Raw genomic sequence first — 1,087 nt, forward strand, 5'->3', positions numbered from 1 at the left:
AAAAAAAGAAAACTGGTCAGATTCTTCTGCTCTGAAATATTCAAAATCTGCCATAGCTTATTTCCTATTCTTCCTCACTATTAAAATCACACCCTGCTGCACTGCCTGTTCCATGACACATCTCATTAAACACAAAGTTGAAGCACATCATTAACTCGCTCAGATAATAATTCCTTGCTTCTTTATTGCAGGCATACATATCCTCGATATAAACCTCCTCGTTTCCATTCATTCGTGCGATTGTTTCCAGAACTTTCATAAACTTCTTATTAGAACAGCACTCATACTGTTCATTTACATATTTCTGAATTTCCAGCACATGTTCAGGCTTTCCTTCACAAACAGATAACACGCCAAATGCCAGATCCATACCAAACTCATAGCCATCGGCTTCTACGGCATCAATATCAAGATTACCTTCTTCATCGTAATAGCCTCGCTCTTCCATAGGAGTCAGTGGTGTCTCATATTCATCCAGATATCCCATATCTGCAATTGTTCCCAGAATATCTCTGGATGCTGCCACCATCTTGTCCATGATAATTTCTCTTTCTTCCATCGGCATATTTGCCATAATTCTGTCTAATGTCATCATTGATTCTTCCTCCATCTCATTTTCATAAATATCATTGATATAAAAGTGGTTCGCCTTTCCATTGTTTTGAACAATACGCACCAGCTTTCCAATCTTAACAAGTTCCTGTACTGCCTGATCTACGCCATATCGAGTCGTATTCAGGTCTTTCTTCATTTCGCTTTTTGGATAGATAACAAACAGATCTCCGTTATGATCTACCCAGCCATTCTGCACCGCAAATTTCAAACGATCCAGAAATAAGCTGTATAAAATTTTTGCTGTATTTGACAGATTTTTGAATTTTTCCACCTGGAACAGCATCTTTGGCACCTGCAGACAATCTACCGGCATATACTCCACCTTACTCATTGATTATTTCCTCCTTCTGTTTGTACAGCACTTCGGCTGAATTAATATTGATTTCCAGCATCCCTACAAATACCTGATAGTACAGCAGGCATATCTGTTCATCCTCTCTTGCCAGATACAATCCTTCCAGTTCATCGGACG

At 39.0% G+C, this 1,087-nt stretch carries 1 protein-coding gene; it reads right to left on the bottom strand.

Translation table 11 applies throughout. The features are described from left to right. Window positions 1-64 precede the first annotated feature (64 nt). Window positions 65-946 (bottom strand): replication initiator protein A, encoded by an 882-nt coding sequence (locus tag G5B12_RS16975; protein ID WP_012744316.1) that lies wholly within the window; start codon window positions 944-946, stop codon window positions 65-67. Window positions 947-1,087: the final 141 nt, after the last annotated feature.

The organism is Blautia sp. MSK.20.85, assembly GCF_013317245.1.
GTDB lineage: Bacteria > Bacillota > Clostridia > Lachnospirales > Lachnospiraceae > Blautia_A.